This window comes from Morganella sp. BCCO 40_0007, from assembly GCF_032989665.1.
In the GTDB taxonomy this organism is placed as follows: Bacteria; Pseudomonadota; Gammaproteobacteria; order Enterobacterales; family Enterobacteriaceae; genus Morganella; species Morganella sibonii.
This window is the reverse complement of record NZ_JAVBIN010000005.1, coordinates 167,529-190,984: the sequence shown is the minus strand read 5'-3', so window position 1 is coordinate 190,984 and position 23,456 is coordinate 167,529. Positions and strand designations below refer to the sequence as shown.

Sequence of the window (23,456 nt, the reverse complement as noted above, 5' to 3'; positions counted from 1 at the left end):
TTATTTCACTAATTTACAGGTACGGCCTTTATCTTCGGCAATACGCCCGTTCACTGTATCATCTTCTGAGATAGTGGCCAGGTTCAGTTCATTTTTCCCGTTTGCCCAAAGCTGGAAAGTCTCCCCGACATAGCGGGCACCACTGGCAGCCACAGCCTCTTTCAGAACAATAATTTCATCGCTGTATACCATCACTGCGGTTTTAGGATCAGGGAAAGAAACTTTAATTTTTTGCCCTTCACAATTATAGGTATCTGTTTTTGCAGCAAACGCCTGGCCTGATAATAATGCAGAAACTAACACGACAGCAGATACAGACAGAATTTTACGCATTGAATTCTCCTGAAAAACGAGTAATACAACCTTTCATATTGTTGCGTTATAATTATGCATCCGGTATCAGGAAGCAATATAGGATATCTCTGTAATCCGGCAGTCCTGTTTATTTTTTCTGATATGTAATGATACTTAAATCACGTTATCCCGGACAATGCTATTATTGATGAAATTGCGTAGCCGTTATTTAATATTTATTCCGGCTGCCTGGTTATCCGGCGCCGGATATTACTATTTTTATGACAGGATGTAATGGTGAAAAAATTATTATCTGCTTCACTTCTTTTATTCTCACTGACTGCTTATTCCGCTGAAAATCAGGATATTGAAGGCATTTGGTCTATGGTGCCGCTTAAAAACGGAATAGCTAATGTTGTGCAGTATAATGCTGACGGCACATCGTCCCTGTATTCCTTTAATTGTGCCAAACCGGATACGAAAGAACCCCCTGAAACAGCATCCTACGCCGTAGATAAAAAAAATAATGCGATTGTGCTGACTTCCGGCACTGCCCTGCTCAGTCTGAAAATTACCGGTATTACGCAAAAAACCATGACGCTGGAACAAAAAATTAATGATGATTTCAGTGTGTCATTACGGTATCTGAAAGTCTCTGAGGTGGCGCCTCTTTGCAGCCTTTATACCGGTGAGGTTAATCCGCCGCCGAAAATCGCCTATCAGCCTGACGATTTTATACCTGCACCGGTGATCCCGCCGCACCCGGAACTCCGCCGTTTTGAAGGAAAGTGGCTGTATAATAATGTTGTTCAGATTGAAGTGGCAAAAGACAACAAGGGTGATTTCATTCTGAAACTTGACAGTAATCAGAACTGGAATCACCTGTATAATCAGGTGCACTGGGTAGGTGATGAACTGCATTTCAAATCATATGCGTATTCAGATAAAGAATCACTGTACGACCATCCGTATCATAAATCGCTGTCAGAGACGATTCTCCGGCTGACATCGGATACCACCATGACTCATTCACATATTACCGGAAAAGAACGCTACGACACCGGACTGATAAAACAATAAGCCCCGCCGGGCTTATTGTTTCTGCCGGTTGAGCGCAGCGGTTAGTCTTTTTTCAGATTCGCCACTAATTTCTCCAGCATTTCGGCTTTATAGAGTACTGGTGCGATGTTACCGCTCTCAATTAACGCATTAGAAACGTCAGATAACCTAAAACGGACCTCTTTAGCTTCAATACCGACACGGCCCGCAATCAGCGGTTTATTATTCGCTTCCGTACCGGTCATAAACACACTCATCGCCGCAATATTCGGGATCGGTAACTGACCTTTTTCCAGTACCAGTGTCATTTGCAGCTTAAGATCGCCGGGGGTAGATTCTTTAGCGGATTTCAGGCGCTTAATCGCTTCCGGGGTAATCATAATACCGGCATAGAGTTCATCATTTGATAAAATATAAATCTCAGCATTTACCGCTTTCATATCTTCCGCGATAAACCCGACCCCGACAGGAACGGTAAAACTGGCATAGGAATTAAACCGCTCTTTATAACACTCTTTGTATTCCGCACCGGAGAATACCGCAGGCATTTTTTCTTTAATTCTGATCAGACTTTTTGATTCTTTCCGTGAATCTTCGAAATCATTACAGGCCGGTACTTCCACATTGATATTACCGGTGACCAGTTTATGCTCATGCGACACCAGATCATCCGTATTTACCTTTGTTTCAACATCGACTTTACACCCTGCCAGTAATGAAACAGAGATAAGAACGGGAAGTATTTTTTTCATTTTTTCATTTTTTCATTTTTTCATTTTTTCATTTTTTCATTTTTTCATTTTTTCATTTTTTCATTTTTTCACCAATATATATTTCAGATTCATCTATTTAAACATACCGGCAGTGAAATTAAATAAGTCAGGGGAGTTTTTGTGACATCAATACAGGGTGGCCGGGAAAAGGTTACTGCATGTGACTGCCGGGCCTTGTGACACTCTGTTACCGGTACGTTGCCGGCACTGAAATTTATCACGATAGCGGCGGGATATTTGTGGCTTAATCCGGCAAAAATAAGCCCCTTCCGGGGCTGATTTACTCTTACCGGCGTTTTCCCGGCTTACTTATAGGATGCATCAAACTGCGTCCCTTTAGCCTTGCCATCTTTAATCTCACAAATAACTTTTTGCGCCTTTAAGTTCATCCATACTGTTGATTCGTAAACTTCATTTTCAATATCCCGCTCAACGGTGATTGGATATTCTGAAAAATTAGCAGCACGGCTCAGTATCCTGTCCTTACATGATTGTATATCCGCAACATCACCACCGCCTGTTTCTTTGTATTCAGTAACAGCCGGATATTTTCCGGATTCAATCATTTTATGCAGTTGCTCTGATGAATATCCTTTTCCTTCTTCAGCATAGGCGCCAAAGGCAAGCATGGCTGCAACTGATACTATTAATAACTTTTTCATAGATACCACCGTTTAGTTTTAAAGCCATGATACTAAGCGATACGTGCTTTATTTGTGGTAAGAAAGAACCGAAATATCGCGGATACTGATGTTTTGTCACTCCCTCTTCCTGCTCACCAACCGGCGCTTTCCTTCAGTCAGATCATCATGACCAGGCTGACGCGGCAATCACCGTAATACACATTATGCAGCAACAGCGAATGCAAACAGTACCGGCAGAATTCCTGCAATGAGCGGGGAACTAAAAGTATAGAACATGGCAAACATGGTAATCACAATTATCATCCTTAATTAGTTTTGTTCCAATCACTATACCACCCTATCCCGCCCCCGGGATATCAGCAGGTAAACAACATGAAAACCAAACCTTGTCGCACCGGGTTGAATACTTAGTATTCGTAATTATCGCCGCCATAGCTGTTATCCCGGCGGCAATGTAAGGGGGATTTATGCAGATAACTTGCGACCACTTCAGCGTTTCAGAAAGAAGCGGTGAGCTGTGTGCCCCGGCGTGGGAAGATACCGACTTCACTGCCAAGACAACCACAGACACAATAAATCCATTTAACCTTTCATATCAATGTGTTAACACCATCACACCGGCATTGACATGATTTCCTGGTAAGCCGCCACCAGTTTATTACGTACCTGAATACCCATTTGCAGGCTCAGGCTTGCTTTCTGCATATCCACCATAACATCGTTAAGGGAGATATCCGCTTTACCCAGCGTGAAATCTTCCACCTTTTTCGCTGAATTCACACGGGTGGTATTGATCTCATTAACCGCTGAGATCAGATGATCACCAAACCCCGGTGCATCAACGACCGGTTTCGTCTGGCTTGCTGCCTGCGCTGCTGTTACATTCAGCTGGGAGACGACTCCCTCAATTGCCTGAATTGTCATGTTTTTTCTTCCGTTAACAGGGATGAATGTGTACAGCGGAAATCATTTCCGGCTGAAAAAGACATCTGTCACATTCTATTGCCTGCATACCCTAACACACCCTTTTTAACTTGAAGCCCGTAAATAACACCAAAATCACGGGCTGATTCTGTCATTAGATTTGTGATTTGCAGGGAATAATAGCAGCGTAAAAAAGTGACGTTACAAAGAGGGAAATTACGTTGTTTCGCCAAAACTATTTTCACCCGTCAAATCTGCAAGGCAGGGAATGTTTATGAGTGCCGCACCACAAGACACCGGAGATACCAAAAAGGGATTCGCCCTGATTATTGACCGTATTAAGGCTGATCCGAAGGTTCCGCTGATGGTCGCCGGCGCTGCCGCAATCGCCATTATTGTTGCGCTGTTCCTCTGGATGCGCAGCCCGGATTACCGCGTTCTGCTCAGTAACCTGAGTGCCAAAGACGGCGGTGATATCGTCGGCCAGCTGACACAGATGAATATGCCTTATCAGCTCGCGGATAACGGCAGTGCCATTCTGGTTCCTGCCGATAAAGTGCATGAGCTGCGCCTGAAACTGGCACAGGCCGGTCTGCCGAAAGGCGGTAATACCGGTTTTGAATTGCTGGATAAAGAACAGTTCGGTATCAGCCAGTTCAGTGAGCAGGTGAACTACCAGCGCGCCCTTGAAGGGGAACTGTCACGCACGATTGAATCACTCAGCCCGGTACAGACCGCGCGGGTGCACCTGGCTATTCCGAAGCCGACCCTGTTTGTCCGTGAACAAAAATCACCGACAGCGTCCGTTACCGTCGGATTACTGCCGGGCCGCGCACTGGATGAAGGCCAGATCAGTGCAATTGTGCATATGGTCTCCGGCAGTGTGTCCGGATTAACATCATCCAACGTTATTATTGTTGACCAGGCCGGACGCCTGCTGACAAACAATGATAACAGCCAGCAGTCTGTCAGCACGTCGCAGATGCGTATGACGCAGGAAACTGAAGCACGCCTCAAACAGCGTATTGAAGATTTGCTCGCACCACTGGTCGGTCGTGCCAACGTACAGGCACAGGTTACCGCTCAGGTGGATTACTCCAAAGTCGAGCAGACCGCTGAAGAATACAAACCAAACCAGCAGCCGGATTCCGCCGCTGTCCGCTCACGTCAGAGCAGCCAGAGTCAGCAGAACAGCAACGGCGGCCCGGGCGGCGTACCGGGTGCATTATCCAATCAGCCGGTCAGTGCGCCTTCCGCCCCTGTTGAAACAGCAAAAGCGGATACAAAAGATAACAAAAATGCATCCCCTGCCGATAATAAAAGTAACAGCAACATTAATTCACAGAGTGATGAGACCACAAACTACGAAGTGGATCGCAAAATCAGCCACACCCAGCGCCAGATCGGTGTGGTTGACCGTCTCTCTGTCGCGGTGATTATTAACTGGCTGCCGCAGAAGAAAGAAGACGGCAGTGAGGAAATGCAGCCGCTGCCGCCGGAGATGCTCAAAGAAATTGAATCACTGACCCGTGAAGCGATGGGCTATTCCTCCGGCCGCGGTGACAGTCTGAGCATCACCAACTCCCGCTTTACCGATGAAGGTCAGCTGACTGAAGAGCCGTCTGTCTTCACAAGCCCGGTCATCATTGCGCAGGCACTGGAGTACGGCAAAATTCTGCTGCTGTTACTGGTGGGCTGGCTGCTGTGGCGCAAAGGTATCAGACCACAGTGGCAGCGCTACCGCAAAGCACAGCAGGCGGAAGCGGAAGCCCGTATGTTTAAGGCGACTCAGATGAAAACCCCGCTCGTGGCTGATGATGTTATCAGTGACGACATGGACGAGAAAACCCGCCGCCGCCTGACCCGTCAGCGTGTCAGCGCCGAAATTCAGAGCCAGCGTATCCGTGAGATGGCGGATAAAGATCCGCAGGTTGTGGCAATGGTTATCAGTCAGTGGTTAGGAAAAGCACAATGAATTTAAGCGGAACAGAAAAGAGCGCCGTCATGCTGATGACGCTCGGTGAAGATCAGGCCGCCGAGGTCTTTAAACACCTGAACAATAAAGAAGTCCAGCAACTGAGTATGGCAGTTTCCAATATGCGTCAGGTTTCCAACGCCGAACTGGCGGAAGTCCTGACGGAATTTGAGGAAGCGGCGATTCAGTACGCGGCGCTGAATATCAATACCAATGACTATCTGCGTTCCGTGCTGGTCAAAGCGCTGGGTGAAGACCGCGCCGCCAGTCTGCTGGAAGATATCTTCGAGAAACACGAAAGTGCGTCCGGGATCGAAAGCCTCAACTATATGGAACCGCAGACGGTGGCCGATATCATCCGCGACGAGCATCCGCAGATTATCGCCACCATCCTGGTGCATTTAAAACGCAACCTGGCCGCCGACGTACTGGAGCTGTTCGACGAACGCCAGCGCAACGACATCATGCTGCGTATCGCCACCTTTGGTGGTGTGCAGCCGGCAGCACTGGCGGAACTGACCGAGGTTCTCAACAACCTGCTGGACGGCCAGAACCTCAAGCGCAGCAAAATGGGTGGCGTGAGAACCGCAGCCGAGATCATCAACCTGATGAAGAGCCAGCAGGAAGAAGGTGTTATCGGTGCAATGCGCGATTACGACGGCGAACTGGCACAGCGTATTATCGACGAAATGTTCCTGTTCGAGAATCTTATCGAAGTGGACAACCGCAGTATCCAGCGCATCCTCCAGGATGTTTCCAACGACTCGCTGGTCATTGCACTGAAAGGCTGCAACGAAGAGCTGCGTGATCACTTCCTGCGCAATATGTCGACCCGTGCGGCTGAAATTGTGCGTGATGATCTGGAATCCCGTTCTCCGGTGCGGATGTCACAGGTTGAGAATGAACAGAAATCAATTCTGCTGATTGTCCGCCGTCTGATGGAAACCGGCGAAATTGTGATTGGTGGTGGTGACGATGTCTATGTCTGATAAGGAAAACGCCGGTCTGCCCTGGAAACGCTGGCAGCCGCGGGAGCTGAACCAGTGGGATCTCAATTCCTCTGTACTCCCTGCCCTGTCCGATGAACCGGAGCCGGAAAAACCCAAAGTTCCCTGCCTCGAGCCGAAAGAAGTGCTCGAGCAGATCAATCTGCTGGATAACCTGAAAGAAGAGGCTCAGCGCAGCGGTTTTCAGTCTGGTCATGAACAGGGAGAAAAAGCCGGTTATGATGCCGGGTTTGCTCAGGGTTTGCAGGAAGGGGCTGAACAGGGACGTCAGCAGGTACTGGCAGAGCAGAAGCCGGTTACTGAAGCCTGGCAGAAGCTGTTATCTGAGTTCAGTTACTCACTCGACAGCTTTGACAGCGTGGTGACACCAAAACTGTTACAGATTGCCCTGACCGCCGCCCGCCAGGTGCTCGGACAGCCTGCGGTCTGTGACGGCACGGCGCTGCTGGAAGAGATCAGCCGCCTGCTTCAGCAGAAACCGCTGTTTGCCGGTCAGCCGGAACTGCGGGTCAACCCGGTACACATTGAGATGCTGGAGCAGCATCTCGGCACCCAGCTCAGTCTGAACGGCTGGCGTCTGGTACCTGATCCGCAACTGCATGCGGGCGGATGCCGTGTGGTGGCGGATGACGGCGAAATTGATATGAGTGTCGCCACCCGCTGGCAGGAGCTGTGCCGGTTATACGCGCCGGAGACGTTATCATGACCGCGCGGATTGGCCGCTGGATAGGCGCGCTGGAAGGCTTTGAATCACGGATGTCCGGTGTGGCGATGACCCGCCATTACGGGCGTCTGACCAAGATTACCGGGCTGGTGATGGAAGCCGAGGGCATTAAAATGCCGCTCGGTGCCACCTGCTTTATCGAGCGTGTGATCAACGGAAATACCGAAGAAGTCATCTGCGAAGTCGTCGGTTTTAACGGACCGCGTATGCTGCTGATGCCGCTGGCTGAACTGGACGGTATCGCGCCGGGTGCGCGTGTCTATGCACAATCCACCGGAAGCGGCGGGCAGACCAGCCGTCAGCTGCCGCTGGGTGATGAGCTCCTTGGCCGTATTCTCGATGCCTCCGGCAACCCGCTGGACGGCAAAGGGCCGCTCGACGCCAAAATCCGCGCTCCGCTTACCACGCCGCCGATTAACCCGCTGGAACGTTCACCGATTAAGGATGTGCTGGATGTCGGTGTCCGCGCTATCAACGCCCTGCTGACCGTCGGGCGCGGTCAGCGGATGGGACTGTTTGCCGGTTCCGGTGTCGGGAAAAGTGTGCTGCTCGGCATGATGGCACGTTTCACACAGGCCGACATTATTGTGGTCGGTCTGATTGGTGAGCGTGGCCGTGAAGTTAAAGATTTTATTGAAAATATCCTCGGCGCGGACGGATTAAAGCGTGCCGTGGTGGTCGCAGCCCCGGCGGACGTTTCCCCGCTGCTGCGGATGCAGGGGGCGTCTTATGCCACGCGGATCGCGGAATATTATCGTGATCTGGGTCGCAACGTGCTGTTAATTATGGATTCACTGACCCGTTACAGCATGGCACAGCGTGAAATTGCGCTCGCCATCGGAGAACCGCCTGCCACAAAAGGCTATCCTCCGTCCGTGTTCGCAAAATTACCGGCACTGGTCGAGCGGGCAGGTAACGGCAAAAACGGCGGTTCGGTGACGGCGTTTTACACTGTTCTGACCGAAGGGGATGACCAGCAGGACCCGATTGCTGACTCCGCGCGGGCCATTCTTGACGGCCATATCGTGCTTTCACGATCCCTGGCTGAATCCGGACACTACCCTGCTATCGATATTGAAGCCTCCATCAGCCGTGCCATGACCGAGCTGATTGAGAAAAGTCATTACCGGAAAATTCAGCGCTTTAAACAACTGACCTCGGCTTACCAGCGCAACCGCGACCTGATTAATGTCGGTGCTTACGCGGCAGGCAGTGATCCGATGCTGGATGAGGCCATTCAGCTGTTCCCGTATATGGCGAAGTTTCTGCAACAGGATATCGATGAGCGCTGTGATTACCCGGCCGCCTGTGAGCAGCTCAGTCAGGTGATACCGGACGCATAACGAGGTCGTCAATGTCAAATACGCATGCACTCACCACACTGTTAAATCTGGCCGAAGACGCCGCCGAAGAGGCGGCTAAAGTGCTGGCGCAGGTTCGTCAGACACACACGCAGATGAGTCAGCAGCTGACCATGCTGGAGAATTATCAGGCAGATTACCGGCAGAAACTGAATCAGACGCTGTATACCGGGATGGCCACCGATAAATGGCAGAACTATCAGCAGTTTCTGGTCACACTCGAACTGACCATTGAGCAGCAGCAGAGCCAGCTGACATTGTGGGAGCAGCGGGTCAGTGATGCCAACCGTCACTGGCAGGAAAAACAGCAGCGCGTCAATGCTTTCGATACGCTGATCCGCCGGGCGGATCATGCAAAAAATCAACGACAAAACCGGCTGGAGCAAAAGCAGATGGATGAATTTGCCCAGCGTGCGACTTTATGGAGAACCCGTTAATGGATGTCAACGCCGGTACCAAAGCAGTCAGTTCAGCTGACAATGCACTGAATAAACAGGAATCACCGCGTGCGGAAGATGCACAGGCAACCGCCCTGCCGTTTCAGGCAGTGATGGATGCACAACAGCCGCGCCCGGAAAAACCGGCACAGGCAGTACATGCAGTGAAACAGACCCGCAACGATACTGCCGCGCATAAACAGACGGCTGACAGTAAAACGGCCGCTGCGCAGGAAAAACAGACCGGTGCGGATACGATGGCACAGCTGAATTTCTCCCGCCGCCTTGCCGGAGATACGGCCTCACCGGCGCTGGATGCAAAACTGCTGACCACCGGGGATGATACGCCTGCATTACCGCAGACAGAAGGTGAAACGGACAGTGCCCTGCTTGCACTGCTGAAAGAACGGCTGACCGGACGGGAAAGCCGCACTGCGGATAAAGCGGCTGCCGATACAAAGCTGCATATTGATGACAGCGGAAAAAACAGCGCCAAAACCACAGAACTGCCGGAAGAGGTGCTGACCAAGACCAGTGATAAGCCCCTGCTCACGGATGAAAATAATGATTCCCGCACCCTGTTTGTTGATGACAAATCCAAACCACGCGTGGATCAGCCGCGTTTTTCACTGACCGATGCCCAAAAACCGGATCAGAAAGCCCTGCCGGATGATTTCCTGCCGCTGAATAAGAAATCCGCGGATACCTCCGTACCGTTATCTCTGGCTTCCGCCGCTGATAACAGTGCCGATAACAGCAAAAGCGCATTCAGCATCAAAACAGAAAGCAGCGCCTTTCAGACGGTAACCGCGCCGGGCAGTCATACTGCCGTGCAGAGCCCGGCACTGATGCCAACAGCGGCACAAAGCACCGCAGCTCAGACAAATGCACCGGTGGCTCAGCCCGCCATGCAGCTGACCGCGCAACTCGGCAGCGAGTTATGGCAGCAGCAGGTCAGCCAGAATATGCTCTATTTCTCCCGTCAGGGATTGCAGCAGGCACAGTTGCGTCTGCATCCGGAAGAACTGGGTTCACTGAATATCCATCTTAAAATTGAGGATAATCAGGCGGTCATGCACTTTGTTTCTCCGCACAGCCACGTCCGGGCTGCCATGGAATCCATGATGCCGGTTCTGCGTAATGCCCTTCAGGAGAGCGGCATTCACCTGGCACAGAGTTCCGTCGGACAGGAATATCACGGTGATCAGCAAAGCGGCGGTGACGATCGTCACAGCAGTAACAGTGCTGATGCCGTGATATCTGCCGGTGGTATCAGTGGTGTGAATATCAGTACAGATACCATTTCCCGTCCTGCGGCACTTCATGATGCCCGCGCCCGCGGCGGGATCGATACCTTCGCCTGATTTCTGTGCATAACGGCGGTACAGGGACTAAAGCCCCGAGTTACCGCCTTTTTGCTTCGTTTTTCCCCCCTTTAGTCCTTCAGAAGCACGCCATAATGGACGGGCTTACAGAGTATGAAACCCCTGACGGGTTTTGCTATCAAGAAATAGGAATTCAGTTAACATGTCGTCTTCACGCAATGCCTCAAAAGGTTCCAATACCGGGTTACTGGTTATTTTCGCCCTGATTGCCCTCGCAGGAGCAGGTTTCGGGGGTTACAGCTGGTGGTCTTCTCAGCAGGACAGCACCACAGCCGGTACCGCAGACGAAAAACGGGCCAATATGCCTGAGCCTATCTTTATGGGCATTGAACCGTTTACCGTGAACCTTCCCGGTGCGGATAACGGCCGTGATCGTGTGCTGTATATTGATATGACACTGCGCCTGGCCAATGAGCGTTCCCGCAAACAGCTTCATGAATATCTGCCGGAAGTCCGCAGCCGCCTGTTACTGCTGCTCTCTCAGCAGTCACCTCAGGTCCTCGGCACCCACGACGGCAAGCTCCGGCTGATGACGGCAGTTAAAACCACTTTAGCCCCGACATTGGTACAGGGACAGCCGGATCAGGAAATTTCGGATGTGTTATTCACCACCTTTATTCTCCGGTAAAACTGATGAGCGATAATATTTTATCTCAGGCAGAGATAGACGCGCTGCTCAATGGTGACTCGCCGTCAGAGCCGCAGCCTGCCGATACAGCACAGAATAAGGGTAAGGACAAAGTCCGCCCTTATGACCCGAATACCCAGCGCCGCGTGATCCGCGAGCGTATGCAATCCCTGGAAATTATTAACGAGCGCTTTGCCCGTCAGTTCCGGATGGGATTGTTCAATATGCTGCGCCGCAGCCCTGATATCACCGTCGGTGGTATCAAAATTGAACCTTATCATGAATTTGCCCGCAACCTGCCGGTGCCGACTAACCTGAACCTGGTGCATATGCCGCCGCTGCGCGGAACGGCGCTGTTCACCTTTGAACCGGCACTGGTCTATATCGCCGTGGATAACCTGTTCGGCGGTGACGGCCGTTTCCCGGTCCGTTCTGAAGGCAAAGAATTCACCAACACAGAACAGCGTATTATCCACCGCATGCTGAAGCTGGCACTGAATGCCTACCGCGATGCCTGGAAGCCGATTGCTGAACTGGATGTGGAATATGTGCGTTCTGAAATGCAGGTGAAATTCACCAATATCACCACCTCCCCCAACGATATCGTGGTCACCACCTCTTTCCTGGTGGAGATCGGCAATACCGTGGGTGAACTGAGTATCTGTATTCCGATAGCAATGATTGAACCTATCCGTGAGCGGCTGATTAATCCGCCTATGGAACACGGTCATCAGGAAAATGAAGCCTGGGTCTCCAGCCTGGTCACGCAGGTGAAACATTCCGAGCTGGAGCTGGTGGCGAACTTTGCTGAAATCCCGTTGCGGATTTCAAAATTACTGCAACTGCAAAAAGGGGATGTGATCCCGGTGGAGAAACCGGATCGCCTGATCGTCAGTGTGGATGGCGTACCTGTCCTGACCAGCCAGTATGGCACCCGGGACGGGCAGTATGCGTTGCGTGTGGAACATTTGATTAATCCTGTATTAAACACTCTGGACGAGGAAAAAACCAATGAGTGAGGCGAACAACACTCCTGATATGAACCCGGAACACGATGGCGAGTCTCTGTGGGCAGAGGCAATGGAACAACAAAAAAAAGCAGAAACCGGGAGCAGCCAGGCGTTTGATAATCTCGACAGCCAGAATCCGCTGAATCAGCTGTCTGATATCAATCTGATTATGGATATCCCTGTCCGTCTCTCTGTTGAACTGGGCCGGACAAAAATGACCATCAAGAAGCTGCTGAGTTTATCCCAGGGCTCTGTGGTGGCACTGGACGGGCTGGCCGGTGAGCCGCTGGATATTCTGATCAACGGCTATCTGATTGCCCAGGGTGAAGTGGTGGTGGTTTCCGATAATTACGGTATCCGTATCACCGATATTATCACCCCGTCAGAACGTATGCGCCGTCTGAGCCGCTGATATGACACCGACCGCTTCCGGAAACCCCGTTTTACCGGCCGCAGAGAAAACGGCAGACAGTGCCGTTTTTTCTTCTGTTTCCCTGACGCCGCCTGCCGTTGGTTCTCAGGCGATTAACAGCACGGACAGCCTGGTTCAGGTGTCCGGTGCCCTCAGCGGCATTATCCTGCTGATCCTCGGTCTGACCTGGTTTATCCGTAAATTCGGTTTTACGGCGAAACTGGCCGGGAAAAACCCGCTGCTGACAGTCAGAAGCACCTGCTCTCTGGGTAATAAAGAGCGCCTGGTGGTGGCGGAAATTCAGGGAGAGTGGCTGGTACTGGGTGTTACCGCGCAGTCGGTTAATCTGCTGCACCGCTGCCCGGCCGACCCGGCTGCGGTGTCCGATGCCCCTTCCGCCTTTCAGGCGCTGCTGAAAACCAAACGTGCCGCCGTTAAAAATGCGGCACCGGCTGACGAACCACGCTGAGATTTTTCATGATGTCATTGCTCAAACGCGCCATTCCCGCTCTCGCCCTGTTTCTGCTGGTTCCGCAGGCTCACGCTTCATTGCCGGGTATCGTCAGCCATGTGCTGCCGGACGGCGGCCAGAGCTGGTCTCTGCCGGTTCAGACCCTGCTGTTTCTGACACTGCTGGGCTTTATTCCTGCCCTGCTGCTGATGACAACCAGTTTTACCCGCATCATTATTGTGCTGGGATTATTACGCAACGCCCTGGGAACGCCCTCCGCGCCCCCCAACCAGGTTCTGCTGGGTCTGGCGCTGTTCCTGACCTTTTTTGTGATGTCGCCGGTCTTCGATAAAGTCTACGAAGATGCTTACCGTCCGTTCAGTGAAGACAAAATCAGTCTGGAAACGGCGCTGGACCGGGGCACTGCACCACTGCGCACCTTTATGCTCGGCCAGACGCGCGAAAACGACCTGGCGCTGTTCGCCCGTATCGCCAAAACCGGTGAGATTCAGGAAGCCAAAGATGTGCCGATGCGCATCCTGATCCCGGCCTTTATTACCAGTGAACTGAAAACTGCCTTTCAGATTGGTTTTACCCTGTTTATTCCGTTCCTGATTATTGACCTCGTGGTGGCCAGTGTACTGATGGCGCTCGGGATGATGATGGTACCGCCCGCCACGGTTTCCCTGCCCTTTAAGCTGATGCTTTTTGTGCTGGTGGATGGCTGGCAGTTACTGCTCGGTTCGTTATCACAAAGCTTTTTTTAGTCAGGAGATAATATGAGTCAGGAGAGAGTATGACACCGGAATCCGTAATGGCGATGGGCACCGAAGCCATGAAAATCGCCCTGATGCTGGCAGCTCCGCTGCTGCTGGCCGCGCTGGCCGCCGGTCTGCTGATCAGCCTGTTACAGGCAGCCACACAGGTGAATGAAATGACCCTGTCATTCATTCCGAAAATTCTGTCTGTTATCAGTGTGATTGTGATTGCCGGCCCGTGGATGCTTAATCTGCTCACTGACTACATGCGCACATTGTTAACCAATCTGCCGTTTATTATCGGCTGACCTATGTTAAGTATCACCAGTGAAACACTGACACTGTGGCTCAGTCAGGGATTTTATCCGTTTATCCGGGTACTGGCGCTGCTGGGAACGGCACCGTTTTTCAATGAAAAACAATCGATCAGTAAAGTGCGGGTGATGCTGGCATTCTTTACTGTCCTGATTGTCTCCCCGCAATTGCCGGTGGTGAATATCCCGCTGTTTTCCGCTCCCGGTCTATGGGTGATTTTACAGCAGGTGGTTATCGGTGTGGCGATGGGGCTGACAATGCAGATGGCATTTGCCGCTGTCCGTCACGCCGGGGAAGTGATCGGTCTTCAGATGGGATTATCTTTCGCCACCTTTTTCGATCCGAGCGGCGGACCGAATATGCCGATTATGGCACGGATACTCAACCTTATCACCCTGCTGCTGTTTCTCGCGTTTGACGGGCATCTGTGGCTGATTCACATCGTGATAAGTTCGTTTGACCTCATACCGGTGCAGGTCACCCCGCTCAACCGCGAGGGGTTCCGCATGCTGGTACAATCCGCTAACCATATCTTTCTCAACGGATTAATGCTGGCGCTGCCGTTTATCACGCTGTTCCTGATTCTTAACCTGGCATTAGGTATTCTGAACCGGATGACACCGCAGCTGTCTGTTTTTGTGGTGGGTTTTCCGCTGACACTGACTGTCGGTATCAGTATGATGGGACTGATTATTTCCGTTCTGCCGGGATTTACCGAGCGCGTGATCCATCAGGCATTCGGGCAGCTATCACTTATTTTTAATCTGTTTGCTTCACAGTAACTGCTTCTGACTCATATCCGGCGTTATAACCGCATAAATATCCGTTACTTCCCCTGTTAATAAAAAAACCGGTAATCACCGAGAAAGTGATTACCGGCTCCGGTAATGGCGTACAAATGAATATTGCTGTGTATAATCCGGAAAACGACTTGAGAAATAACACGGTTACCAGTTACCTGCTGAATATCCGCCATCAACCGGCATGATAGTGCCGTTAATATAGTCAGACTTCAGCAGAAAACGAATACTTTCAATAATATCATTAATGGTTCCGACTTTATCCGCCGGTGATACTAAATTAATAAAATCCTGATTGAGTTCTGTATTTGCCGCTCCGGCGATATACCCGGGTGCCACTGCATTTACGCGGATATTTTTTTTCGCATACTCCAGCGCCAGTGCTCTGACCAGTCCGTGCACACCTTCTTTTGCCAGCACACTCAGTGCGGCAGGTATTTTTTGTGACGGTTGCAGGGCAATGCAGGAGGTTACCACGATAATTTTACCACCGTGATTTTTCAACATGTTTTTAATCGCCAATTGACTCAGATTAAATAAACTATAAATATTACTGTTTATTAAATGCATGAAATCATCCGGCGTCGTCTTTTCATAAGTTTTGCTGAGAAAAGCACCGGAATTATGAATAATAATATCGATATTTCCGAAGTTAATAATACCCTGCTGTATTAGTTGTCCGGCAAAATCGATGCAGTGGCTTTCACCGGTAACAGGCAGAAATGCGGTTTTATTATCCAATTCCTGTAAAAAATTTTGTTTATTTTCTTCACTGCGGAATATCCCGATCACATTGTAGTGGTCATCAAGCAGTGTTCTGACTAATGCTTTCCCCAGACAACTTTCTGCATCAGTGATGATGGCAGTTCGCTGTTGTGGTTTCATAGATAGCCTGTGATTATGATTTAATACTTGCAATTGATGTAAATTATTATATTTCTTCGTTGCGTGAAATAAACTACCCTGATATCACTTCATTACCAACCTGAGGTTAATAATGCCGCGCCATTTTGATGACCTGATGCTGGGAACACTGGAACTGTTTTGCTGTGCTGCTGAACTGAAAAGCTTTACCGGCGCTGCCAAAGCCATGAATATTTCGCCGGCTGCTGTCAGTAAAACCATATTACGGCTTGAGCAGAAGCTCGGCAGCACACTGTTTCTGCGCTCGACACGACACATCCGCCTGACAGAAGCCGGTGAACAGTATCTCGGTTACTGCAAAACCGCATTGCAGGCTATGTACACTGCCGAAGAAACGCTGCTGGATATGCGCACCATTCCGGCCGGAAAAATCCGCGTCAGCCTGCCGAATGACTATGCTTACCGCAAAGTGTTTCCGCTGATGCCGAAATTCCGTCACCGTTACCCGCAGATAGAAGTCGATTTTCATCTGCGTTTCCGTATCCTGAGCCAGGAAACCACAGAGTGTGATGTGGTGGTCACCAGCTGGATTAACCGCCTGCCGGACTGGGTGGCAACTAAAATGGATTATGCCCGGTTCTGGATACTGGCCTCACCGGACTATCTTAAACATGCGCCGCCGCTGAATACCCCGGATGATTTGGTGCACCATAATTGCCTCCAGATGCATCTGCCGGAACATACCCGTCCGCTGCCGTGGCCGCTGGTGATCAATAATGAAGTGGTACATGTCGAAACCACCGGCGATCTGGCCTTTTTTGAGGATGTGATGGCGGCTTATTATATGGCTGTCGATGGTAACGGCCCGGCGATGATGCATGATTTTATCGCACATAAAGCGGTGGAAAGCGGAAAACTGGTACGGGTGCTGGAGGATTACGCCAATGTCTCACATATCTATTATCTTGCCTGTCCGGCAGATGCCCGCCATTCACCGCGTATCCGTGCATTTATGGATTTTCTGACCGAAGAGCTGAAACCGGAAGCGGAATTCCCGGATCACTGGGTGATAGCACCGGTGCGCTGAACAGTATCCGGCACAAAAAAAGGCCGTCGCAGGGACGGCCAAAGGAATTCAGTACTGCATACGGATAGTTTAACGACCGAACAGTGACATGCTGTTGAGATCTTTAAAGATATCCTGTGAGGCCTGGAACAGCGCCATTTCTTTTTGGTAATCCGATACCGTGCTGGTCCAGTCGGTGTCGACCAGGCCGCTCAGACGGCCTTCATTCTGGATCCGGCGGGTTTGGGACAGGTAATCCAGACTGTCGATTTCCTGCAATTGTAAACCCTGTTTTGCTTCAATATTGGAGATTTTTTCCATCCCGGCTTTCACCCCGCGATTTGCTTCTTCCATGCCGGCTTTTGCTTTGTCCAGGTCGGCCTGTGAGGCATTTTGCTGAGGGATCTTCAGGGCATCCAGACCTTTGTTAATCGCGGTGAACATATCAGCGACTTTTTCGCCTTTCGCGTTAGTGGTGGTGGCAAACACTTCCGAACCGGCAAAATAACTGATCATTTCGCGGTCACTGCCCACGTTCTGGGTAATGGATTTATCGCCGCCTTTGTAAAGCACATCACCGGTCGTTGCATCCACCTCAAACGGAGGGGTGCCTGATTCATAACCGCCAAAAATATAACGTCCGTTACCGTCCGTCGTATTCCCCAGAGATACCAGCTGATCTTTCAGCCCCTGTAACTGCTCAGCCAATGATGCCCGGTCACTGTCACTGAGTGATCCCTGGTTGGATGCCTGAATCACCGTCGTATCTATCTGCGTGGAGACTTCATTCATCTGCGACAGAATACTCATCTGCAATGTCATCCCGGTTTTGGCATAACTGCGGGTGGACGCATACTGCTGGTTGCGGGTTTCTGACTGACTGACCCGTACTGCCTGTGCCGATGCCTGAGGATCATCCGAAGGTTTACTGACTCTTTTACCGGATGCCAGTTTACTGCCTGCTTCCATCCAGCGGGCAGTGACATTGTTCATATCGGTCACACGCTGACTGAACATTAAATTAGTACTGAAACGCATGATAATTTCCTTTTTAACTCAAAATCAGAATGAACGCATCAGAACGTTGAATAAGTCTTCAACAGTTGACAGTACTTTGGCATTAGCATTAAAGAATTGCTGCATTTTCTGCATCTGCACACTTTCTTCGTTGGTATTAACGCCTGAAACAGCCTGTTCCTGCTCATAAAAACTGACGGTCAGCTTATTCTGAACTTCAGAGTCAATCTGAGCCTGACTCGCTTTACTGCCCACATCATTAACCAGAGAGGCATAGAAATCTGATAATGTTGATGTACCACCAACCAGTTTCTCATCCTGTAATTTCACCAGCTCTTTGATGTTTTCATTGTTACTGTCACCGCCGGTACTGTCTGCTGCGGCAAAATCTGCTGCATCAGTGATGAGGGTATTCATGCCGCCGATAACATTATCCACCGGCTTGAGCAGAAAACTGTCACCCGCCTGTGCCGTATTATTACTGATCTTAATATCCATGCCATCAAAGCTCAGCGTTCCGGAAGTGGCATCAAAGTTCGCATTCACAGCCGTACCTTCCGGTAATTTAGTCACATTCCAGTTAGTACCGTCAAAACTGACATCATAGTTACTGCCGGTTACCTGAGAGGTATCACCATATTTAATATCAAAATCAGCTTTACCTTTGTTATGGGAGTTACCTACTGCACTGCCGCCGCCGACAGAAAAGAAATCTTTACCTGTCTGGCCTTTGGAGTCATAACCCTTACGGTGAACCTCATTGAATTTTTCTGCAAAGACCAGCGCCATCTGATTCAGTTTTTGTCTTGCCGGATCGATAACTTCACGGCGTGAGCGCAGAACACCACTCAGTTCACCACCACGAATCTGTTCATCTTTGATTTCACGGACATTACCGGCAGAATCAATAAAACCGACACTCAGACGGCTGTCATCCGTACTGGACGCCACTGCTTCCAGGCGGTTTGCGCGTGCACCGGTCACCAGTGGCAGACCATTTGCGAAAGAGACGTTGAAATTACCGTTCTGTTCAATCACTTTGACGCCGACAACCGAATTTAACTCGCTGACCAGGCGGTCACGCACATCCAGCAAATCATTCGGTTCTGCGCCATTACTTGAACGGGCGCTGTTAATCTGCTCATTCAGTTTGGCAATTTTTTCTGCATAGGTATTAATATCTTTAATTTTATTATCAATCTGATGGTTTACATCACTATCCATTTCACGCAGCCGGCGATCAGATTCTTTCAGCTGCCCGACCATCGCCTTAGCTTTACCGAGAAACACATCCACCAGCGTTTTATCACTGGCATCACTGGCTGCTTCATCCAGAGAGGTGAAGAAGCTGCCCAGCATCCCGGCAACGTCGTCCGTACTGTTAGATAACAAGTCATCCACACCAGAAGCATTTTTCATGTACGCTTCATAGTCACCACTGCGGGAACGCGCATTGTTGTACTGTCCGTTGACAAACTCATCAAACTCACGGCGGACATGGCTGAAATACGTGCCGTTACCGAAGTAGCCGTTGGCACTCATTGTGCCCGGGTTTTCTCCGAATACCGCACTCTGACGGTGATAATAACCCACCCCTGCGTTGGCCAAATTGTTGGAAATAACACTCAGCCCGCCCTGGGCTGCATTAATTCCGCTTAATGCGTTATTCATTACATTATTCAGCATATATTTATCCTTTCTCTGATAACTGCTTTCCCGGCAACTTACTGAAAATGCTGCGCAGATTGCATCTGTTTAAAATTATCTCTCACCTTATTATCGGAAAGATGGCGCAAAAATTTAGTGTTCACCGTATTTTTTTGCACCTGTAATGGTCAGAAAATATCACTCAGGTCGAGGGTGTACGCCTGTACCGCCCGTGAAGCGACCGGGGCCGCCGCCGGCGTACCGCGGATTTGATTGATGAGGACAATCAGTTTGTCCGAATAGCCGGGATCGGTGGCGTAACCGGCTTTATGCAGACGCTGTGCCGCCTGTTCCGGACTGACTGCCTGTTTCACACCGTGATAGCGGGGATTTTCGGTCAGCAGGCGGGTGTAATCGGCAATCGCCTCTTCATAAGAGCCATAAACACGGAAGTTATCCCGCATTTTGATGGTTTTACCGTTGATCACCTCAGTGGTCATGATATTGGTGACCGGCCCTTCCCAGCCTTTCCCGGCTTTGATACCAAACAGGTTGTGACTGGTTTTGCCGTCAGCGGTCAAAATTTCCCGCTTACCCCAGCCGCTTTCCAGCGCGGCCTGCGCCAGGATCAGCAGATGATGCACGCCGCTTTTCTGTGACGCGGCTTTCGCCGGTGCTGTCAGTTTTGCAATGAAGTTCTGACTGTTCAGCCCCAGTTCACGCACTTTTTTCAGCGGTGAACTCAGCGCATCCCCCGCGGAACTGAATTTCCGCATCAGTTGTGCCATCGCCTGCTGCGGCATCGACTGAATAACGGTGGCATCATCCAGCGGCATCATCGACGAACGCAGCGGCAGATCCGGCTCATTACCTGCAGAAAGCTGCTTATACATCATATCGCCGAAGCCCAGCCCCTTTTCTGACAGGTTCTGGGCTATCTGCTGGTCATACATACTGGTCAGCATCCGGGTCTGATCACTGGAGAATAATCCGTCCTGCGGCAGTGCGGCGCGCATGCTTTTGAGCATCATCTGAACAAAGGTCGCCTCCAGTTGCTGCGTCACATGACGCAGCCCCTCCTGCGGCTTTTCATTCAGTTGCTGTTTCAGGCCGCCCAGCGACTGAACGTCATAGGCCGCGCTCTGCATCAACTGCATATCACTCATCAGATGATCTCCAGTTTTGCCCGCAGACAACCGGCACTTTCCATCGCCTGTAAAATCGACATCAGATCGGTCGGAGTGGCCCCTAATGTATTGAGTGCCTGAATAACCTGATTAAGATTTGCCCCGGCGTTCACTTTCTTCAGTGTGCCGTCCTGCTCGCGTAGCCCGACATTGGTATTACGGGTCACTACGGTCTGGCCACCGGCAAACGGGGTATCCGGCTGACTGACCTGTGTCTCGCGATCAACCGTTACCGCAAGGCTGCCGTGCGCGACCGCACAACTGTCGAGGGTGACAGTACGGTTAATCACCACTGAGCCGGTACGGGAATTCAGAATAACTTTGGCTTCATTCTGCGGCGGACGGATATTCAGATCCTGCACCCGCGCCAGGAAGCGCACCTGATCACTGCTGCTCTGCGGCACACGCAGCTGTACGGTACGGGAATCCAGCGGTGTCGCGGTGCCGAAGCCGTTCATGCGATTCACTGCGTCACTGATATCCTGCGCCAGCGCAAAACTGTCTTCATTCAGCTGAAGATTGATCACGCCGCTCTGGCCGAATCCGCCCGGCAGTTCGCGCTCAATCGTTGCCCCGCCGCTGATACGGCCGCCGGCCAGCTGGTTCACTTTAACACTGCTTCCCCCGGCACTGACACCGGCACCGCCGACCAGGACATTACCCTGAGCCAGCGCATAAACCTGTCCGTCCACCCCTTTGAGTGGTGTCATCAGCAGTGTGCCGCCGCGCAGACTTTTGGCGTTACCCATTGAAGAAACAACCACATCAATTGCCTGACCGGAACGGGCAAACGGCGGCATTTTGGCGGTGACCATCACCGCCGCCACGTTTTTCAGCTGCATATTCGTGCCCGGCGGGACAGTGATCCCCATCTGCGACAGCATGTTATTCAGACTTTGTGTGGTAAACGGCGTCTGCATGGTCTGGTCACCGGTGCCGTCGAGGCCGACAATCAGCCCGTATCCAATCAGTGCATTCTCACGTACACCCTGCACGGTGGTCAGATCTTTAATCCGCTCGCTGTGTGCGGGAATACTCGCCACACCCAAAACCGCAATCAGCAGGCCGGTCAGTACTTTTTTCATTCTCACTTTACCTCTGCTCAGTACGGTGACACATTCAGGAAGAAACGCTGTAACCAGCCCATATTCTGCGATTCGTTGATATAGCCGTCACCGACATATTCAATACGGGCATCCGCCACCTGCGTTGAGCTGACACTGTTATCCGCTCCGATGGTGCGCGGGTTAACCACACCGGAGAAACGAATAGATTCGGTGCCCTGGTTGATGGCGATCCGTTTTTCACCCACCACATGCAGGTTACCGTTTGCCAGCAACTGGTCGACCGTGACCGTAATCGTGCCTTTAAAGGTGTTCTGGGCATTGGCACCGCCTTTGCCGGTAAATTCACTGTTACCTTTTACGTCCAGCTCTGTGTTACCGCCGCCGAGCCAGCCCTGCATAAAGCCGGGCAGAATTGCCGCGAGAAACCCGGTTTTCCCGGCACGGTTGGCATTCGCGGAGGAGTTTTTGCTGGCGCTGACGTTTTCCTGCAGATTGATGGTGAGGATATCGCCGACGTTACGCGGGCGTCTGTCCTCAAACAGCGGCTGGTAGCCGTAATAAGCCGGCTGTGCACTCTGAAAAATAGCACCGTTCGCGGCCGGGGCAGTCGGTGCAACCGGCAGCGCGGTGGTGTGAGTATCCACCAGAGGTTTGGGTTTGATATAAGCACAGCCGCTGAGTGATACGGCAAGCACTGCCGCTGTCACCAGTCCGCGCCCGCAAACAGATATTGCAGGAGAACTTGCGCAATCCTGCTGCCGTGGAACAATGCCGCTTTCAGTCATCTTAATACTCTTGCTGTTCTGTGCGTGTCTCAGTCAAAAAGTCCCGGACGCGATAACCTCACGGCCGGGACAGGGATTACAGTTGTGTCAGACGCTGTAACATCTGATCAGAGGCGGAAACGGCCTTACTGTTGATTTCATACGCACGCTGCGTCTGGATCATATTGACCAGCTCTTCCGCCACGTTAACGTTTGAGGTTTCCACCATACCCTGATACAGACGACCGGCACCGTTGGTTTCCGGCGCACTTTCTGTCGGTGCGCCGGAGCTGCCTGTTTCCATATAGAGGTTTTCACCGATACTCTCCAGACCCGCATCATTAATGAAGGTGGTCAGCGTGATTTGCCCGACCTGCTGCGGCTGGCTTTCGCCGTACATGGTGACAGAAACAGTACCGTCACGGCCGATTTCCATCTTCTGCGCCCCTTCCGGGATCATAATGGCCGGGACAATCTGATAACCGGATGAGGTCACCAGCTGACCGTTCTGATCCGGATGCAGGGAGCCGTCACGGGTATAAGCATCAGAACCGTCCGGCATCTGAACATGGATAAAACCCTGTCCGCTGATGGCGATATCGGTAGAGGTGCCGGTTTTGTTCAGCGCACCCTGAGCATGAATACGGGTGGTCGCCACCGGACGCACACCGGTACCCAGTTGCAGACCGGTCGGCAATGACGTCTGTTCGGAACTCATCGCACCCGGCTGCCGGATGTTCTGATAAAGCAGATCTTCAAACACCGCACGCTGGCGTTTAAAACCGTTGGTGCTGACGTTGGCCAGGTTGTTGGAAATAACATCCAGGTTCGTCTGCTGGGCTTCAAGCCCGGTTTTGGCAATCCATAATGAACGGATCATGATAATT

At 51.2% G+C, this 23,456-nt stretch carries 26 protein-coding genes; 15 read left to right on the top strand and 11 right to left on the bottom strand.

What is annotated here, in order from left to right; translation table 11 throughout:
* Positions 1-333, bottom strand: coding sequence for an MliC family protein (locus tag R5268_RS07875; RefSeq protein WP_317419118.1), 333 nt, complete (start codon positions 331-333; stop codon positions 1-3).
* 255 nt (positions 334-588) lie between these two features.
* Between R5268_RS07875 and R5268_RS07870 the strand changes: the two genes are divergently transcribed.
* Entirely contained in the window at positions 589-1,374 is a 786-nt protein-coding gene (locus tag R5268_RS07870) for a hypothetical protein (RefSeq protein WP_317419117.1), read from the top strand.
* Positions 1,375-1,415: 41 nt separating this feature from the next.
* On the opposite strand, the gene R5268_RS07865 is transcribed toward R5268_RS07870, so the two are convergent.
* The 3 genes from R5268_RS07865 to fliE all read right to left on the bottom strand — a co-directional run bounded on the left by R5268_RS07865 (position 1,416) and on the right by fliE (position 3,694).
* Entirely contained in the window at positions 1,416-2,105 is a 690-nt protein-coding gene (locus R5268_RS07865; RefSeq protein ID WP_046892406.1) for a hypothetical protein, read from the bottom strand.
* Positions 2,106-2,431: 326 nt separating this feature from the next.
* On the bottom strand, positions 2,432-2,788 hold the full coding sequence (locus tag R5268_RS07860; protein ID WP_107679391.1) for a hypothetical protein: 357 nt from the start codon (positions 2,786-2,788) through the stop codon (positions 2,432-2,434).
* A 594-nt stretch (positions 2,789-3,382) separates the two neighbouring features.
* Positions 3,383-3,694: a flagellar hook-basal body complex protein FliE gene (fliE, locus tag R5268_RS07855; RefSeq protein ID WP_004236811.1), complete on the bottom strand. Its 312-nt coding sequence runs from the start codon at positions 3,692-3,694 to the stop codon at positions 3,383-3,385.
* 274 nt (positions 3,695-3,968) lie between these two features.
* On the opposite strand from fliE, the gene fliF reads away from it, so the two are divergent.
* The 13 genes from fliF to fliR all read left to right on the top strand — a co-directional run bounded on the left by fliF (position 3,969) and on the right by fliR (position 14,939).
* On the top strand, positions 3,969-5,669 hold the full coding sequence (gene fliF / locus R5268_RS07850; protein WP_317419116.1) for a flagellar basal-body MS-ring/collar protein FliF: 1,701 nt from the start codon (positions 3,969-3,971) through the stop codon (positions 5,667-5,669).
* Entirely contained in the window at positions 5,666-6,658 is a 993-nt protein-coding gene (fliG, locus tag R5268_RS07845; RefSeq protein WP_052927391.1) for a flagellar motor switch protein FliG, read from the top strand. Before fliF ends, fliG begins: the two co-directional genes overlap by 4 nt.
* A complete protein-coding gene (gene fliH / locus R5268_RS07840; protein ID WP_107679393.1) occupies positions 6,651-7,382 on the top strand; it encodes a flagellar assembly protein FliH in 732 nt (243 codons plus the stop codon). Before fliG ends, fliH begins: the two co-directional genes overlap by 8 nt.
* Positions 7,379-8,743 carry a flagellar protein export ATPase FliI gene (gene fliI / locus R5268_RS07835; RefSeq protein WP_046892411.1) on the top strand — a complete coding sequence of 455 codons (1,365 nt, stop codon included), beginning with the start codon at positions 7,379-7,381 and terminating at the stop codon, positions 8,741-8,743. Before fliH ends, fliI begins: the two co-directional genes overlap by 4 nt.
* 11 nt (positions 8,744-8,754) lie before the next feature.
* Entirely contained in the window at positions 8,755-9,198 is a 444-nt protein-coding gene (fliJ, locus tag R5268_RS07830; protein WP_317419115.1) for a flagellar export protein FliJ, read from the top strand.
* A complete protein-coding gene (locus tag R5268_RS07825; protein WP_317419114.1) occupies positions 9,183-10,562 on the top strand; it encodes a flagellar hook-length control protein FliK in 1,380 nt (459 codons plus the stop codon). Before fliJ ends, R5268_RS07825 begins: the two co-directional genes overlap by 16 nt.
* Positions 10,563-10,725: 163 nt before the next feature.
* Complete coding sequence (gene fliL, locus R5268_RS07820; protein WP_046892413.1) at positions 10,726-11,211, top strand: flagellar basal body-associated protein FliL; 486 nt, start codon at positions 10,726-10,728, stop codon at positions 11,209-11,211.
* Positions 11,212-11,216: 5 nt separating this feature from the next.
* Positions 11,217-12,230: a flagellar motor switch protein FliM gene (gene fliM / locus R5268_RS07815; protein ID WP_182105070.1), complete on the top strand. Its 1,014-nt coding sequence runs from the start codon at positions 11,217-11,219 to the stop codon at positions 12,228-12,230.
* On the top strand, positions 12,223-12,633 hold the full coding sequence (fliN, locus tag R5268_RS07810; RefSeq protein ID WP_046892415.1) for a flagellar motor switch protein FliN: 411 nt from the start codon (positions 12,223-12,225) through the stop codon (positions 12,631-12,633). The genes fliM and fliN overlap by 8 nt, the downstream gene beginning before the upstream one ends.
* A 1-nt stretch (position 12,634) precedes the next feature.
* Entirely contained in the window at positions 12,635-13,102 is a 468-nt protein-coding gene (gene fliO / locus R5268_RS07805) for a flagellar biosynthetic protein FliO (RefSeq protein ID WP_317419113.1), read from the top strand.
* An 11-nt stretch (positions 13,103-13,113) separates the two neighbouring features.
* Positions 13,114-13,851, top strand: a complete 738-nt coding sequence (gene fliP, locus R5268_RS07800) for a flagellar type III secretion system pore protein FliP (RefSeq protein ID WP_405470973.1) — start codon at positions 13,114-13,116, stop codon at positions 13,849-13,851.
* Positions 13,852-13,880: 29 nt separating this feature from the next.
* Complete coding sequence (gene fliQ, locus R5268_RS07795; RefSeq protein WP_046892418.1) at positions 13,881-14,150, top strand: flagellar biosynthesis protein FliQ; 270 nt, start codon at positions 13,881-13,883, stop codon at positions 14,148-14,150.
* A gap of 3 nt (positions 14,151-14,153) precedes the next feature.
* Positions 14,154-14,939, top strand: coding sequence for a flagellar biosynthetic protein FliR (fliR, locus tag R5268_RS07790; protein ID WP_317419112.1), 786 nt, complete (start codon positions 14,154-14,156; stop codon positions 14,937-14,939).
* Positions 14,940-15,104: 165 nt separating this feature from the next.
* On the opposite strand, the gene R5268_RS07785 is transcribed toward fliR, so the two are convergent.
* Positions 15,105-15,842, bottom strand: a complete 738-nt coding sequence (locus R5268_RS07785) for an SDR family oxidoreductase (protein ID WP_317419111.1) — start codon at positions 15,840-15,842, stop codon at positions 15,105-15,107.
* Between the two features lie 112 nt (positions 15,843-15,954).
* Between R5268_RS07785 and R5268_RS07780 the strand changes: the two genes are divergently transcribed.
* Positions 15,955-16,908: a LysR family transcriptional regulator gene (locus R5268_RS07780; protein WP_317419110.1), complete on the top strand. Its 954-nt coding sequence runs from the start codon at positions 15,955-15,957 to the stop codon at positions 16,906-16,908.
* A 69-nt stretch (positions 16,909-16,977) separates the two neighbouring features.
* Here the strand turns inward: R5268_RS07780 and flgL are convergent, their stop codons facing one another.
* The 6 genes from flgL to flgG all read right to left on the bottom strand — a co-directional run bounded on the left by flgL (position 16,978) and on the right by flgG (position 23,449).
* A complete protein-coding gene (gene flgL, locus R5268_RS07775) occupies positions 16,978-17,925 on the bottom strand; it encodes a flagellar hook-associated protein FlgL (RefSeq protein WP_317419109.1) in 948 nt (315 codons plus the stop codon).
* Between the two features lie 24 nt (positions 17,926-17,949).
* Positions 17,950-19,590, bottom strand: coding sequence for a flagellar hook-associated protein FlgK (gene flgK / locus R5268_RS07770; RefSeq protein ID WP_317419108.1), 1,641 nt, complete (start codon positions 19,588-19,590; stop codon positions 17,950-17,952).
* A 149-nt stretch (positions 19,591-19,739) separates the two neighbouring features.
* Positions 19,740-20,717 carry a flagellar assembly peptidoglycan hydrolase FlgJ gene (gene flgJ / locus R5268_RS07765; RefSeq protein WP_317419107.1) on the bottom strand — a complete coding sequence of 326 codons (978 nt, stop codon included), beginning with the start codon at positions 20,715-20,717 and terminating at the stop codon, positions 19,740-19,742.
* Positions 20,717-21,823: a flagellar basal body P-ring protein FlgI gene (locus R5268_RS07760; protein ID WP_317419106.1), complete on the bottom strand. Its 1,107-nt coding sequence runs from the start codon at positions 21,821-21,823 to the stop codon at positions 20,717-20,719. Before R5268_RS07760 ends, flgJ begins: the two co-directional genes overlap by 1 nt.
* 17 nt (positions 21,824-21,840) lie before the next feature.
* On the bottom strand, positions 21,841-22,590 hold the full coding sequence (locus R5268_RS07755) for a flagellar basal body L-ring protein FlgH (RefSeq protein ID WP_317419105.1): 750 nt from the start codon (positions 22,588-22,590) through the stop codon (positions 21,841-21,843).
* A gap of 76 nt (positions 22,591-22,666) precedes the next feature.
* Positions 22,667-23,449 (bottom strand): flagellar basal-body rod protein FlgG, encoded by a 783-nt coding sequence (gene flgG, locus R5268_RS07750; RefSeq protein WP_317419104.1) that lies wholly within the window; start codon positions 23,447-23,449, stop codon positions 22,667-22,669.
* Between the last annotated feature and the right edge of the window lie 7 nt (positions 23,450-23,456).